This window comes from Pseudomonas sp. WC2401, assembly GCF_041200115.1.
GTDB lineage: Bacteria > Pseudomonadota > Gammaproteobacteria > Pseudomonadales > Pseudomonadaceae > Aquipseudomonas > Aquipseudomonas fragi.
In genome coordinates this window covers 3,698,119-3,710,374 of record NZ_CP165623.1, presented here as the reverse complement: position 1 = coordinate 3,710,374, position 12,256 = coordinate 3,698,119, and the positions used below count along the sequence as shown (strand labels likewise).

General features: G+C 60.4%; 13 protein-coding genes. 6 read left to right on the top strand and 7 right to left on the bottom strand.

Features of this window, described 5'->3' with window-relative positions; translation table 11 throughout:
- Positions 1 to 59 precede the first annotated feature (59 nt).
- A complete protein-coding gene (locus AB3G35_RS16805; RefSeq protein ID WP_231386501.1) occupies positions 60 to 1,442 on the top strand; it encodes a DUF1329 domain-containing protein in 1,383 nt (460 codons plus the stop codon).
- Positions 1,443 to 1,515: 73 nt separating this feature from the next.
- On the opposite strand, the gene AB3G35_RS16800 is transcribed toward AB3G35_RS16805, so the two are convergent.
- The 3 genes from AB3G35_RS16800 to AB3G35_RS16790 all read right to left on the bottom strand — a co-directional run bounded on the left by AB3G35_RS16800 (position 1,516) and on the right by AB3G35_RS16790 (position 2,756).
- Positions 1,516 to 1,818 carry an addiction module antidote protein gene (locus tag AB3G35_RS16800; RefSeq protein WP_016781251.1) on the bottom strand — a complete coding sequence of 101 codons (303 nt, stop codon included), beginning with the start codon at positions 1,816 to 1,818 and terminating at the stop codon, positions 1,516 to 1,518.
- Positions 1,815 to 2,189 carry a type II toxin-antitoxin system RelE/ParE family toxin gene (locus AB3G35_RS16795; RefSeq protein WP_086797514.1) on the bottom strand — a complete coding sequence of 125 codons (375 nt, stop codon included), beginning with the start codon at positions 2,187 to 2,189 and terminating at the stop codon, positions 1,815 to 1,817. Before AB3G35_RS16795 ends, AB3G35_RS16800 begins: the two co-directional genes overlap by 4 nt.
- 207 nt (positions 2,190 to 2,396) lie before the next feature.
- On the bottom strand, positions 2,397 to 2,756 hold the full coding sequence (locus AB3G35_RS16790; RefSeq protein WP_081481044.1) for a VOC family protein: 360 nt from the start codon (positions 2,754 to 2,756) through the stop codon (positions 2,397 to 2,399).
- A 201-nt stretch (positions 2,757 to 2,957) separates the two neighbouring features.
- On the opposite strand from AB3G35_RS16790, the gene AB3G35_RS16785 reads away from it, so the two are divergent.
- From AB3G35_RS16785 to AB3G35_RS16765, 5 genes are read left to right on the top strand one after another with little or no spacing between them, the layout of a single operon-like run.
- Positions 2,958 to 4,622, top strand: a complete 1,665-nt coding sequence (locus AB3G35_RS16785; RefSeq protein WP_134048755.1) for an AMP-binding protein — start codon at positions 2,958 to 2,960, stop codon at positions 4,620 to 4,622.
- Between the two features lie 15 nt (positions 4,623 to 4,637).
- Entirely contained in the window at positions 4,638 to 5,405 is a 768-nt protein-coding gene (locus AB3G35_RS16780; RefSeq protein WP_086797508.1) for an SDR family NAD(P)-dependent oxidoreductase, read from the top strand.
- Positions 5,406 to 5,415: 10 nt separating this feature from the next.
- Positions 5,416 to 6,609: an acetyl-CoA C-acyltransferase gene (locus AB3G35_RS16775; protein ID WP_029611462.1), complete on the top strand. Its 1,194-nt coding sequence runs from the start codon at positions 5,416 to 5,418 to the stop codon at positions 6,607 to 6,609.
- A 9-nt stretch (positions 6,610 to 6,618) separates the two neighbouring features.
- Entirely contained in the window at positions 6,619 to 7,746 is a 1,128-nt protein-coding gene (locus AB3G35_RS16770) for an acyl-CoA dehydrogenase (protein ID WP_095041324.1), read from the top strand.
- Positions 7,747 to 7,762: 16 nt separating this feature from the next.
- Positions 7,763 to 8,536, top strand: a complete 774-nt coding sequence (locus AB3G35_RS16765) for an enoyl-CoA hydratase (RefSeq protein ID WP_086797506.1) — start codon at positions 7,763 to 7,765, stop codon at positions 8,534 to 8,536.
- 130 nt (positions 8,537 to 8,666) lie between these two features.
- Here the strand turns inward: AB3G35_RS16765 and AB3G35_RS16760 are convergent, their stop codons facing one another.
- The 4 genes from AB3G35_RS16760 to AB3G35_RS16745 all read right to left on the bottom strand — a co-directional run bounded on the left by AB3G35_RS16760 (position 8,667) and on the right by AB3G35_RS16745 (position 12,250).
- Positions 8,667 to 9,818, bottom strand: a complete 1,152-nt coding sequence (locus AB3G35_RS16760) for an acyl-CoA dehydrogenase family protein (protein ID WP_134048753.1) — start codon at positions 9,816 to 9,818, stop codon at positions 8,667 to 8,669.
- Between the two features lie 3 nt (positions 9,819 to 9,821).
- Positions 9,822 to 10,928, bottom strand: a complete 1,107-nt coding sequence (locus AB3G35_RS16755) for an enoyl-CoA hydratase/isomerase family protein (protein WP_016781243.1) — start codon at positions 10,926 to 10,928, stop codon at positions 9,822 to 9,824.
- A 148-nt stretch (positions 10,929 to 11,076) separates the two neighbouring features.
- Positions 11,077 to 11,847, bottom strand: a complete 771-nt coding sequence (gene hbdH, locus AB3G35_RS16750; RefSeq protein ID WP_016781242.1) for a 3-hydroxybutyrate dehydrogenase — start codon at positions 11,845 to 11,847, stop codon at positions 11,077 to 11,079.
- A gap of 121 nt (positions 11,848 to 11,968) precedes the next feature.
- Complete coding sequence (locus tag AB3G35_RS16745) at positions 11,969 to 12,250, bottom strand: peptidylprolyl isomerase (protein ID WP_016781241.1); 282 nt, start codon at positions 12,248 to 12,250, stop codon at positions 11,969 to 11,971.
- Between the last annotated feature and the right edge of the window lie 6 nt (positions 12,251 to 12,256).

Here is a 12,256-nt window from a genome sequence, read left to right as displayed (position 1 = left end):
TGATTGGCGAAGAATGGGTGCATACCCCCAGCAAGCCTTATTCGCGTAGGAGGCAATACATGAAAATAACAAGAACAGGCGTAATGCTCGCAGCCGCCATGGCCGTCAACGTGGCCGCCATCGGTACGGCAACCGCCCAGGTATCGCCCGCAGAAGCGGCCAAGTTGGGCAAGGAACTGACCTGTGTCGGGGCCGAGCAGGCGGGTAACGCGGCAGGGACCATCCCGCCGTATACCGGCAAGTACCTGGGGGAAGTGCCGGGCTGGAACCATGTAAAATTTTCCGGTGACCAGCCGGTGGATCCCTACGCCGCCGAGAAGCCGATCCTGGTGATTACTGCGCAAAACATGGCCCAGTACGAAGACAAGCTGACCGAGGGCCAGAAGGCCCTGCTCAAGCGCTACCCTACCACCTACAAGATGAACATCTACCCCGGCCACCGCGATTACCGCTACCCGGATTATGTGTGCAAGCGGGTCATGAGCAACGCCTTGAATGCCAAGCTGGTCAATGACGGCATGGGCTTTGAAGGCTTGGGCCAGGTACCGTTCCCGATTCCGAAAAATGGCATGGAAGCCCTGTGGAACCACCAGCTCCCGGCCCGTGCCTGGACCGAAGAAAAAACCAGTGACCTGGCCTCCGTGCTGCCCAACGGCAGTATTGGCTGGGGGCGCGCTTATGCCCGCAACCTGGCTATGGCCAACTCGCCAACAGTAGAGCCCAGGACTGAAGACAAGCTGCAGGCCATGAGCAACAACATGACCCTCAAGCCGACCCGGGACAATGGCACACTGAGCATCTCCCACGAACCCTACAACTTCGCCACCGACCCGCGTCAGGCCTGGAGCTACAGCCCTTCGACCCGCCGTGTCCGGCTGTTGCCGGGTTACGGCTATGACCAGCCGATGATCGGCACCAACGGCACCATGACCGTGGACGAAGACCGTTTGTACAACGGCTCACCGGAGCGCTACAACTGGAAGCTGCTGGGCAAGCGGGAAATCTACATCCCGGCCAACGCCTACAAGCCCAACGCGGGTACGGTGAAATACGCCGACATGCTGACGCCCAACCATCCCAATCCGGACTTGATGCGTTACGAGCTGCGCCGGGTGTGGGTGGTTGAAGCCGACCTCAAGGAAGGCTACCGCCATGTATACGGCAAGCGTGTGTTGTTCCTCGACGAAGACACCTGGAACTCGGTACTGGCGGACAACTACGACGCCCGTGGGCAGTTGTGGAAGCACGCGATGATCAACTACTACTACCACCCGGACATGAGTGGCTGGCAGGCCGGCTCGCAGTTCTTCATGGACTTGAACTCGGGGCAATACACCGGTTACGGCATGACCAACGAAGCCAAGAAAGGCCCGATCCTCAACGAGGGCAAGTTTACCGCTGATCAGTACACCGCCGATGCGGCACGCGCGATGGGTCGCTAAGCCTTAGGTTTCCAGCGGCAAGCTGCAAGCAAAAGCCCCGCAGGTGTAACGCCTGCGGGGCTTTTTCGTTGGCTCAGGTCAGTGAGGCAAAAGTCATACCGGTGGCATGAACCACCTGGCGCAGGGTGCGCAGTGTGGGGTTGCCTTTGGGCGAAAGGGCGCGGTACAGGCTCTCGCGGGACAGCCCGGCCTTTTCGGCTGTTTGAGCCATGCCTCCCCGTGCTTCGACCACATGGCGCAGCGCGGTCAGAAAACTGGCCTGGCCGCCTTCTTCATCGAGCTCTTCAATGGCGATGCGCAGGTATTCAATGGCAAATTCGGGATCCTGGCGGATCATCTCGATAACGGATTCGTCGTGATTTCTGGTTCTGTTCATGGCTTCCTCTTCTGATACTCATTCCAGCAGCCCACGGCTTTCTCGATATCAGCCTGCTGCTGGCGCTTGTCGCCGCCCAACAGCAACAACACCAGCTTTTTACCGTCTTGAGCGTAATAAAGCCGGTAGCCCGGGCCGTGATCGATACGTAACTCCCAAACGCCCCGGCACAAGGGTTTGCAATCACCAAAAGCACCCGCTGAAAGCCGGTTAACCCTGACGGTGATACGTGCCTTGGCTGTTCGATCCTTTAGATGGTCCAGCCATTGCTGGTAGTGGTCGTTACCCGTTTCGCTGACATAGTGTCTTATCTCGATCATAAGAAATGTAGCTTTGAAGCTACTCCGGGTCAATTTTTTTTTAACCGCCATCTGCGGCTGTTCGTCTGATCAGACCCACATCCAATGTGATAGAGGGTGACCATCGGAACGCTAGGGCTGTGGTGTCTCAAGGGCAATTAGGACGGATCGCAAGGTTGTGCAGGTTTTTTTACAGGCGAGGCCTTTGCGAAGCGGCGGCGGGTGGCGGTAATGCAACAGGTCATTACCGCAGCCAGGAGGAGGGGGTAAGAGGGGGGGTTACGCCTGCGACCAGACGGCCAGTTCGTAGCCATCGAGGTCGGTGAAGTGGAAGCGGCTGCCCCCCGGGAACTTGAATTCAGGCCGGGTGATCTGGCCTCCGGCAGCGCTGATGGCCTGCTGAGCCTGGGCCAGGTCGTCGGCGTACAGAATGATCAGCGGGCCACCGGGGCGTACAGGTTCGCCAGTGGTAAAGCCGCCGCTCAGGCGCCCATCGCTGAACTCGCTGTAGGTGGGGCCAAAGTCGGTGAAGGTCCAGCCAAACACGGCACCATAAAAGGCTTTGCTGCGTGTGATGTCATGGACGTTGAATTCGATGTTGTCGATTCTGTTGTGGCGGTTGTCAGTGGTCACGGGCATCTCCTTATGAGGCTCAAATATAGATAAGTGACTGGCTGAATGCCATCCGCTTCTCTTAAGCACAAGAAGCGCGTAACCATTGGCCAAACCAGTCAGCCACCTTGAGTGTTTTGACCATTGTTGCAGAGCCTTGCCGGGGCGATTATCAACAGGATTTTTCACGGTTCCCATCCTAAAAATAAAGACCGAGGGATTCTGCTGATGCGCGACTATCTGACTTCGATGGCTGATTTTGACTACCAGCGCACGGTCACCGCTGCCCTGGACGGCCATTTGACGGCCGTCAATGCCTGTGTCGAGTGCTGCGACCGTCACGCCTTGCCGGGGCGTATTGCGTTGTTCTGGGAGGGGCGTGATGCCAGCAGCGCGACGTACACCTTCACCCAGTTGCAGGAGCAGGCCGCACGCTTTGCCAATTTCTTGCTGGCCCAAGGCGTAAAGCGTGGTGACAAGGTAGCGGGCCTGCTGCCGCGTAATGTCGAGTTGTTGATCGTGGCCTTTGCCGCGTGGCGTATCGGCGCCATCTACCAGCCGTTGTTCACGGCATTTGGTCCCAAGGCGATCGAGCATCGGCTCAACAGTTCCGGCGCCGCCCTGGTAGTCACCGATGCGGTCAACCGCGCCAAGCTCAACGAGGTCATGGCCTGCCCGGCGATTGTCACGGTGGCGGGCGCCAAGGGGCAGGGCCTGGTACGTGGCGACTTCAGTTTCTGGGCAGAGCTGGACAATTATCCGGCCACCTGCGAACCGGTGATGCTGAGCGGCGAAGACCCGTTCCTGCTGATGTTTACCTCGGGCACCACCGGCCCGGCCAAGCCGCTGTTGGTGCCGCTCAAGGCCATTGTCGCATTCCAGAGCTACACCCGTGATGCTGTGGGGTTGCGCCCCGAGGATTCGTTCTGGAACCTGGCCGATCCGGGCTGGGCCTATGGCATTTACTTCGGGATCACCGGGCCACTGTCGATGGGCCACCCGATCACCTTTTACGATGGTCCGTTTACCGTGGAGAGCACTTGCCGGGTGATCAAAAAGCTCGGCATCACCAACCTCACCGGCTCACCCACTGCGTACCGCATGCTGATTGCCGCCGGTGACGCCTTCTCGAGCAAGATCAAGGGCCAGTTGCGCGTAGTCAGCAGCGCCGGTGAGCCGCTCAACCCCGAAGTGATCCGCTGGTTTGCCGATGAGCTTGGCGTCACCATCCATGACCACTATGGCCAGACCGAAGTCGGCATGGTGCTGTGCAACCACCACGGCCTCAAGCATACGGTGCATATGGGCGCTGCCGGCTTCGCCTCGCCGGGGCACCGCATCGTGGTGCTCGATGACAACCACCAGGAACTGCCCGTGGGCCAGCCGGGCATCCTGGCGGTGGATCGCAGCCAGTCGCCGATGTGCTGGTTTGGCGGTTACGAAGGTTTCCCGACCAAAGCATTTGTTGGCAATTATTACTTGAGCGGTGACACCGTGGAGCTGAACCCGGACGGCAGCATCAGTTTTGTCGGGCGCAGCGATGACGTGATCACCACCTCCGGTTACCGCGTGGGCCCATTCGACGTGGAGAGCGCGCTGATCGAGCACCCCGCTGTGGTTGAAGCCGCCGTGGTGGGCAAGCCCGACCGCGAGCGCACCGAGCTGGTCAAGGCCTTTGTGGTGTTGAACCCCCAGTATCTGGGTGACGCGCAACTGGCCGAAACCCTGCGCCTGCATGTGCGCCAACGGCTGGCGGCACACGCTTATCCCCGTGAAATTGAATTTGTCAGCGAGCTGCCGAAAACACCAAGCGGCAAGCTGCAGCGCTTTATTTTGCGCAACCAGGAAATCGCCAAGGCTGAACTGGCCGCAAGTGCCAGCGTCAGCGCCTAACTGTCAGGAATCATCATGCAAATCGAAAACAAGGTTTTTATCGTTACCGGTGGTGCATCGGGGCTGGGTGCCGCTACGGCGCAGATGCTGGTCAAGGCCGGTGCCAAAGTGATGCTCGTGGACCTGAACGCCGAAGCAGTGGCCGCCCAGGCCCTGAAGCTGGGCGACCAGGCGCGCAGCGCTGTGGCCGACATCAGCCAGGCAGACGCCGCCCAGGCGGCCGTGGCCGCTACAGTGGCCGCCTTTGGTACGGTCAACGGGCTGGTCAACTGTGCCGGGATTGTGCGCGGTGAGAAGATCCTCGGCAAAAACGGCCCGCATGGGCTGGAGACGTTCAGCCAGGTGATCAACGTCAACCTGATTGGCAGCTTCAACATGTTGCGTCTGGCTGCCGCGGCGATCGCCGAAGCCACTGCCGATGCCGAAGGCGAGCGTGGGGTGATCATCAATACGGCTTCGGTTGCCGCATTCGACGGTCAGATCGGTCAGGCCGCTTATGCTGCATCCAAGGGCGCAATCGCCAGCCTGACCTTGCCTGCAGCCCGTGAACTGGCCCGCTTCGGGATTCGGGTGATGACCATCGCCCCGGGTATTTTTGAAACTCCGATGATGGCTGGCATGACGCCAGAAGTGCGCGAATCCCTGGCCGCTGGCGTGCCATTTCCGCCGCGCCTGGGCAAGCCTGACGAATACGCCGCGCTGGTGCGCCACATCATTGAAAACAGCATGCTCAATGGCGAGGTGATCCGTCTCGACGGCGCCTTGCGCATGGCCGCGAAATAAGAGGTGTGAAATGACAATCAGTAATGATCCGGTTGTAATCGTAAGTGCTGCGCGCACGCCCATGGGCGGCTTTCAAGGCGACTTCAAGGGCCTGACCGCGCCGCAACTGGGTGCTGCGGCGATCCGCGCTGCGGTTGAGCGCGCGGGTGTTGCCGACAATGGTGTGGAAGAGGTGCTGTTTGGCTGCGTGCTGTCGGCCGGCCTCGGCCAGGCACCTGCGCGTCAGGCTGCCCTGGGTGCCGGGCTGGACAAGGGCACCCGTTGCACCACGCTGAACAAGATGTGCGGCTCGGGCATGGAAGCCACGATTCTGGGGCACGACCGGCTGCTGGCCGGCAGCGCCGATGTAGTGGTGGCGGGGGGCATGGAGAGCATGTCCAACGCGCCGTATCTGCTCGACCGCGCCCGCAGCGGTTACCGCATGGGCCATGGCCGGGTGCTGGATCACATGTTCCTCGACGGCCTGGAAGACGCCTACGACCGTGGCCGCCTGATGGGTACTTTTGCTGAAGACTGCGCCCAGAGCCACGGCTTTACCCGTGAAGCGCAGGATGCGTTTGCCGTGGCTTCGCTGACCCGTGCGCAGCAGGCGATCAAGGACGGCAGCTTCAGCGCCGAGATCGTCCCGGTGCAGGTCACGGTGGGCAAGGAGCAACGCCTCATCAACGAAGACGAGCAGCCGCCCAAGGCCAATCTGGCAAAAATCCCGACCCTGAAACCGGCGTTCCGCGAGGGCGGTACGGTGACGGCGGCCAACTCCAGTTCGATTTCCGACGGTGCAGCGGCACTGGTACTGATGCGTCGCAGCGAGGCGCAAAAACGCGGCCTCAAGCCCCTGGCGGTGATCCACGGTCACGCCGCGTTTGCCGATGAGCCGGGGCTGTTCCCGACAGCGCCGGTGGGTGCCATCAAACGCCTGATGAGCAAGACTGGCTGGGATCTGGGAACGGTCGATCTGTTCGAGATCAACGAGGCGTTTGCGGTCGTCAGCCTGGTGACCATGAGCGCGCTGGAGATTCCTCACAGCAAGGTCAATATCTACGGCGGCGCCTGTGCGCTGGGGCATCCGATCGGTGCATCGGGCGCACGGATACTGGTGACTTTGCTCTCGGCCTTGCGTCAGCAAAAGGCTACGCGCGGCGTTGCAGCCATCTGCATCGGCGGCGGTGAAGCCACGGCCATTGCCGTGGAATGTCTGTATTAAGGATTTCGTATGCTGCCTACAGCAGAACAATTACAAATACGCGAAGCAGCACGACAGTTTGCCCAGGAACGCCTGAAGCCCTTTGCCGCCGAGTGGGACAAGCAGCATCGTTTCCCCCGCGAAGCGATTGACGAAATGGCGCAACTGGGCTTTTTCGGCATGCTGGTGCCTGAACAGTGGGGTGGTTGCGACACGGGCTATCAGGCCTATGCCATGGCCCTTGAAGAAATCGCTGCCGGTGACGGCTCGTGTTCCACGATCATGAGCGTGCATAACTCGGTGGGGTGCGTGCCGATTCTCAAGTACGGCAGCGAGGTGCAGAAACAGCAGTTCCTGCCAGCGCTGGCCAGCGGTGCGATGCTCGGCGCGTTTGCATTGACCGAACCCCAGGCCGGTTCCGATGCCAGTGACCTGAAAACCCGGGCCCGCCGTGAGGGCGATCATTACATTCTCAATGGCTGCAAGCAGTTCATCACCTCCGGGCAAAACGCCGGGGTGGTGATTGTGTTTGCAGTCACGGACCCGGCCGCGGGCAAGCGCGGCATCAGCGCGTTTATCGTGCCCACGGACGCGCCGGGTTACAGCGTGGCGCGGGTCGAAGACAAGCTGGGGCAACATGCCTCGGACACCTGCCAGATCCTGTTTACTGACCTGAAGGTGCCTGTGGCCAACCGCCTGGGCGAGGAGGGGCAGGGCTACAAGATCGCTCTGGGCAACCTCGAAGGCGGGCGCATTGGCATTGCCGCGCAGGCCGTAGGCATGGCCCGTGCAGCCTTTGAAGCGGCCCGCGACTACGCCCGCGAACGTGTGACCTTTGGCCAGCCATTGGTTGAACATCAGGCCGTGGCGTTTCGCCTGGCCGACATGTCGACGGAAATCGCCGTCGCCCGGCAGATGGTGCACTACGCCGCCGCACTGCGTGACAGCGGCCAGTCGGCCCTGGTCGAGGCCTCGCAAGCCAAGCTGTTTGCTTCGGAAATGGCCGAGCGCGTGTGCTCCAAAGCGTTGCAAACCCTGGGCGGTTATGGCTACTTGAGCGACTTCCCGCTGGAACGGATCTACCGCGATGTGCGGGTGTGCCAGATCTATGAAGGCACCAGCGATATTCAGCGCATGGTTATTTCGCGCAATCTTTGACTTGAGGACATTAGCGATGAGCTACGAAACCATTCTGTTGGACATTCATGGCCAGGTGGGCCTGATTACCCTGAACCGGCCCCAGGCGCTCAATGCCCTGAATGCGCAACTGATTCGCGAAGTGAACCACGCGCTGGACACGCTCGAAGCCGATCACGGGATTGGCTGCATTGTCATTACCGGCTCGAAAAAATCCTTTGCCGCCGGTGCGGACATCAAGGAAATGGCTGACCTGAGCTACCCGCAAATCTACCTCGACGACCTGTTCTCGGACAGCGACCGCGTGGCGGCCCGACGCAAGCCGATCATCGCTGCGGTGGCAGGTTTTGCCCTGGGTGGCGGTTGTGAACTGGCGATGATGTGCGACTTTATCCTGGCCGGTGACAATGCCAAATTCGGCCAGCCTGAAATCAACCTGGGGGTGTTGCCGGGCATGGGCGGCACACAGCGTCTGACCCGTGCAGTGGGCAAGGCCAAGGCCATGGAAATGTGCCTGAGCGGGCGTTTGATGGGGGCTGAAGAAGCGGAGCGTTCGGGGCTGGTGGCCCGTGTGGTGGCGGTGGATGAACTGCTCGACGAAGCGCTTAAAGTGGCGGCGACCATCGCCAAAAAATCCCTGCCGGTGCTGATGCAAACCAAGGAATGCGTCAACCGTGCCTTTGAAGTCAATCTGGCGGAAGGTGTGCGTTTCGAGCGTCGGGTATTCCATGCCTTGTTCGCCACACAGGACCAGAAGGAAGGGATGGCGGCGTTTGTAGAAAAGCGAGAGGCTGATTTTAAAAACCGCTAAAAATCAAAGGCCCCTCACCCTAGCCCTCTCCCGGAGGGAGAGGGGACTAAAAGCAGATTTGTGCTTAACCGCAGATCGGCTCCCTCTCCCTTTGGGAGAGGGTTGGGGTGAGGGGCTCTTGTAGCACCACTCAAATCAGATAGTTCTTCAACTCCCGCGCAATCACCATGCGCTGAATCTCGCTCGACCCTTCATAAATCTGGGTAATCCGCGCATCGCGGTAGTAACGCTCCACCGGGTAGTCCTCCAGGTAGCCATAGCCGCCGTGGATCTGGATGGCTTTGGAACACACGTACTCAGCCATTTCCGAAGCAAACAGTTTGGCTTGTGAGGCTTCTGACAGGCAGGGTTTGCCCGCGCTGCGCAGGCGCGCGGCATGCAGGATCAGCAGCCGCGCCGCGTTGATGCGGGTCTGCATGTCGGCCAGCATATTGGCCACGCTCTGGTGTTCGATGATGGCCTTGTCAAATTGCACCCGGTCACGGGCGTAGCCCAGTGCTGCTTCGAAGGCCGCACGGGCGATGCCCAGTGCCTGGGCGCCAATGCCGATACGGCCTCCTTCGAGGTTGGCCAGGGCGATGGCCAGTCCCTTGCCGCGCTCGCCGAGCATATTCGCCTCGGGCACGCTGCAGTTGCTCAGGGTCACGGCACAGGTGTCCGAAGCACGGATGCCCATTTTGTGCTCGGTACGGTCGACGATAAAACCGGGTGTTGCCGTAGGCACCAAAAACGCCGAAATGCCTTTTTTGCCCAGGTCAGGGTCGGTCACTGCAAACACGATCGCCAACTTGGCACGTTTGCCGTTGCTGACAAATTGCTTGGCGCCGTTGATCACCCATTGGCCATCACGCAGCTCTGCGCGGGTACGCAGGTTATGGGCTTCTGAGCCCGCCTGGGGCTCGGTCAGACAGAAGCAGGCGATGGTCTGGCCGCTTGCCAGCTCCGCCAGCCAGGTCTGTTTTTGTTCCTCGCTGCCGTACTTCAGTATCGGCCCGCAGCCCACCGAGTTGTGAATGCTCATCAGGGCGCCGGTCGCGGCATCGCCCGCGGAGATTTCTTCCACCGCCAGGGCGTAGGCGACGTAATCAACATAGGTGCCGCCCCATTCCTCCGGCACCACCATGCCCAGCAGGCCCAGTTCGCCAAGCTTGGCCACCAGCGCGTCGTCGATCCAGCCGGCCTTTTCCCACGCCTGGGCATGGGGGGCGATTTCACGCCGGGCAAAGTCGCGGGCCATGTCGCGGATCATCACTTGCTCTTCGCTCAGTTCGATATCTTGCATGGCTCAGGCTCCCTTGGCGTTGAATTCGGTAAAGAAGCTGGCCACATGGGCGCTGTCCAGCGCCTCAAGGGTTGGCGGGTTCCAGCGCGGGTTCTTGTCCTTGTCGATGAGCAATGCGCGCACACCTTCCATAAGGTCGCCACGATCAAACCACTGACGGTCAAGATGCAGCTCCAGGGCGAAGCATTGCTCAAGGGGCAGTTCTCGGCCACGGCGCAGCATTTCAAGGGTCACGGCCATCGCCAGCGGGGAGCGGGTTTGCAGCAGGTCGGCGGTTTGATTGGCCCATTCGCGGGTTTCCGGGGCGATGACTGCGCGCAGATGGGCGACAATGCGCGGTACATCAGCCTGGGCGAAAACGCTGTCAATAAGCGGGCGCAGCCTGGCCAGCGGCGGGTCGGGCAGTACGGTTACTGCGAAACGGGCGACCAGTGCAGTCAGGTCATCAATAGGGGACTTTTGCCAGTTGAGGCTGTCCAGGCCCTTGTCCAGTTCAGGCAGTGCGCTGCTTTCCAGATAGCCGTCTGCCAGCCCGCAGTACAACGCATCGGCGGCGCGGATTTGCACGCCGCTGACGCCCAGGTAGGTGCCCAGCTGACCTGGGGTGCGGGTCAGGAAGTAGCTGCCGCCAACGTCAGGAAAATAACCGATACCCACTTCTGGCATCGCCAGTTTGCTGCGCTCGGTGACCAGGCGCAGATCCGCGCCCTGTACCAGGCCCATGCCGCCGCCGAGAACGAAGCCGTCCATCAAGGCGACGACGGGTTTGGGGTAGCGGTGCAGGGTCAGGTCGAGGGCATATTCCTCTTCAAAGAACTGGCTGTGCAGGGTGTCGTTGTTTTGATAGCTGTCGTACAGCGAGCGGATATCACCGCCTGCGCAAAAGGCTTTCTCGCCTGCGCCACGCAGTACAACGGCCTTGATTTGCGGGTCAGTGGCCCAGGCATCCAGCTGCTGTTGCAGGCCGCGCACCATTTCAAGATTGATCGCGTTGAGGCCGCCGGGGCGGTTCAGGGTCAGGTGGCCAATATGGTTGCGGACCTCGGCCAGAATCGTGTCTGGAAGCGGCGCGACTTCCGGTGTCGGTGAGGATGAAACCTGAGCAGTCATCACTAACTCCCTGCTTTATATTATTTTTAGTGGGTGTTCACGGGCGAACGATAACCGATGCTAACAGTGCAAATTTGCCCATTACAACCCTGATAAGTGCAGGGTTGGTGTGCATTTTTGCCTGTTAGCCATGCAGTAATGTGCGTATTTATTGCGCCAGCCAGCCGCCGTCGACATTCCATGCTGCGCCACGCACCTGGCTGCCGGCTTCGCTGCATAAAAACAACACAAGTTCGCCCAGTTGCGGCGGGGTGACGAATTCCAGCGAAGGCTGTTTTTCTGCCAGCAGGTCGTGCTGCGCCTGATAGGGGTCAATGCCCTGGCTGATACGTTGATCAATCTGTTTTTGCACCAGCGGCGTCAGGACCCAGCCCGGGCAGATGGCGTTGCAGGTGATATTGCTGGTGGCGGTTTCCAGGCCCACCACTTTGGTCAGGCCGATCACCCCGTGCTTGGCGGCAACATAGGCGGCCTTGCCGACCGAGCCCACCAGCCCGTGCACCGAGGCAATATTGACGATACGCCCCCAGCCGCGCTTGCGCATGCCGGGCAGGCTGAGGCGGGTGCTGTGGAACACACTGGACAGGTTGATGGCGATGATCGAGTCCCAACGCTCTACCGGGAACTCCTCGACGCTGGCCACATGCTGGATGCCTGCGTTGTTGACCAGGATATCGATGCCGCCAAATTCGCGTTCGGCATAATTGATCATGTCGGCGATCTGCGCCGGGTCGCTGACATCTGCCGGGTGGTGGCCAACCTTTACGCCAAACTGTTCGACCTCGGCAATCACTTTGCCCGGATCGCCAAAGCCGTTGAGAATCAGGTCGGCTCCGGCCTTGGCCAGGCTCAGTGCGATGCCCAGGCCGATGCCGCTGGTAGAACCGGTAACCAATGCAGTTTTGCCCTTAAGGCTCATGATCAATTCCTCAATGAAACACGATGGGTTCGTGAATGAGGAAACGTAGCACGGGGTTTGCTGTAGCCCAAACGAAACGGCCCACCAAAAGGTGGGCCGTCTTCACGCAGCGCTGGGAGGATTAGTCCTGGCGGCTGGTGACTTCCAGCAGGTGGTAGCCGAACTGGGTTTTAACCGGGCCTTGCACCACGTTGATTGGCGCGCTGAAAACCACGGTGTCGAATTCCTTGACCATCTGGCCCGGGCCGAAAGAGCCCAGGTCGCCGCCCTGACGGCTCGACGGGCAAGAGGAATTGGCTTTGGCAACTTCGGCGAAGTCAGCGCCGCCTTCGATTTGCGCTTTCAGTTCGTTGCACTTGTCTTCGGTGGCAACCAGGATGTGACGGGCAGTGGCTTTGGCCATGAGGGA

Excerpts from the sequence above, each read along its gene's own strand:
- AB3G35_RS16790 (WP_081481044.1), bottom strand. The coding sequence starts at position 2,756 with ATGCCCGTGACCACTGACAACCGCCACAACAGAATCGACAACATCGAA.
- AB3G35_RS16780 (WP_086797508.1), top strand. The coding sequence starts at position 4,638 with ATGCAAATCGAAAACAAGGTTTTTATCGTTACCGGTGGTGCATCGGGG.
- AB3G35_RS16765 (WP_086797506.1), top strand. The coding sequence starts at position 7,763 with ATGAGCTACGAAACCATTCTGTTGGACATTCATGGCCAGGTGGGCCTG.
- AB3G35_RS16770 (WP_095041324.1), top strand. The coding sequence starts at position 6,619 with ATGCTGCCTACAGCAGAACAATTACAAATACGCGAAGCAGCACGACAG.
- AB3G35_RS16785 (WP_134048755.1), top strand. The coding sequence starts at position 2,958 with ATGCGCGACTATCTGACTTCGATGGCTGATTTTGACTACCAGCGCACG.
- AB3G35_RS16805 (WP_231386501.1), top strand. The coding sequence starts at position 60 with ATGAAAATAACAAGAACAGGCGTAATGCTCGCAGCCGCCATGGCCGTC.
- AB3G35_RS16755 (WP_016781243.1), bottom strand. The coding sequence starts at position 10,928 with ATGACTGCTCAGGTTTCATCCTCACCGACACCGGAAGTCGCGCCGCTT.
- AB3G35_RS16745 (WP_016781241.1), bottom strand. The coding sequence starts at position 12,250 with ATGGCCAAAGCCACTGCCCGTCACATCCTGGTTGCCACCGAAGACAAG.
- AB3G35_RS16775 (WP_029611462.1), top strand. The coding sequence starts at position 5,416 with ATGACAATCAGTAATGATCCGGTTGTAATCGTAAGTGCTGCGCGCACG.
- AB3G35_RS16800 (WP_016781251.1), bottom strand. The coding sequence starts at position 1,818 with ATGAACAGAACCAGAAATCACGACGAATCCGTTATCGAGATGATCCGC.
- AB3G35_RS16795 (WP_086797514.1), bottom strand. The coding sequence starts at position 2,189 with ATGGCGGTTAAAAAAAAATTGACCCGGAGTAGCTTCAAAGCTACATTT.
- hbdH (WP_016781242.1), bottom strand. The coding sequence starts at position 11,847 with ATGAGCCTTAAGGGCAAAACTGCATTGGTTACCGGTTCTACCAGCGGC.
- AB3G35_RS16760 (WP_134048753.1), bottom strand. The coding sequence starts at position 9,818 with ATGCAAGATATCGAACTGAGCGAAGAGCAAGTGATGATCCGCGACATG.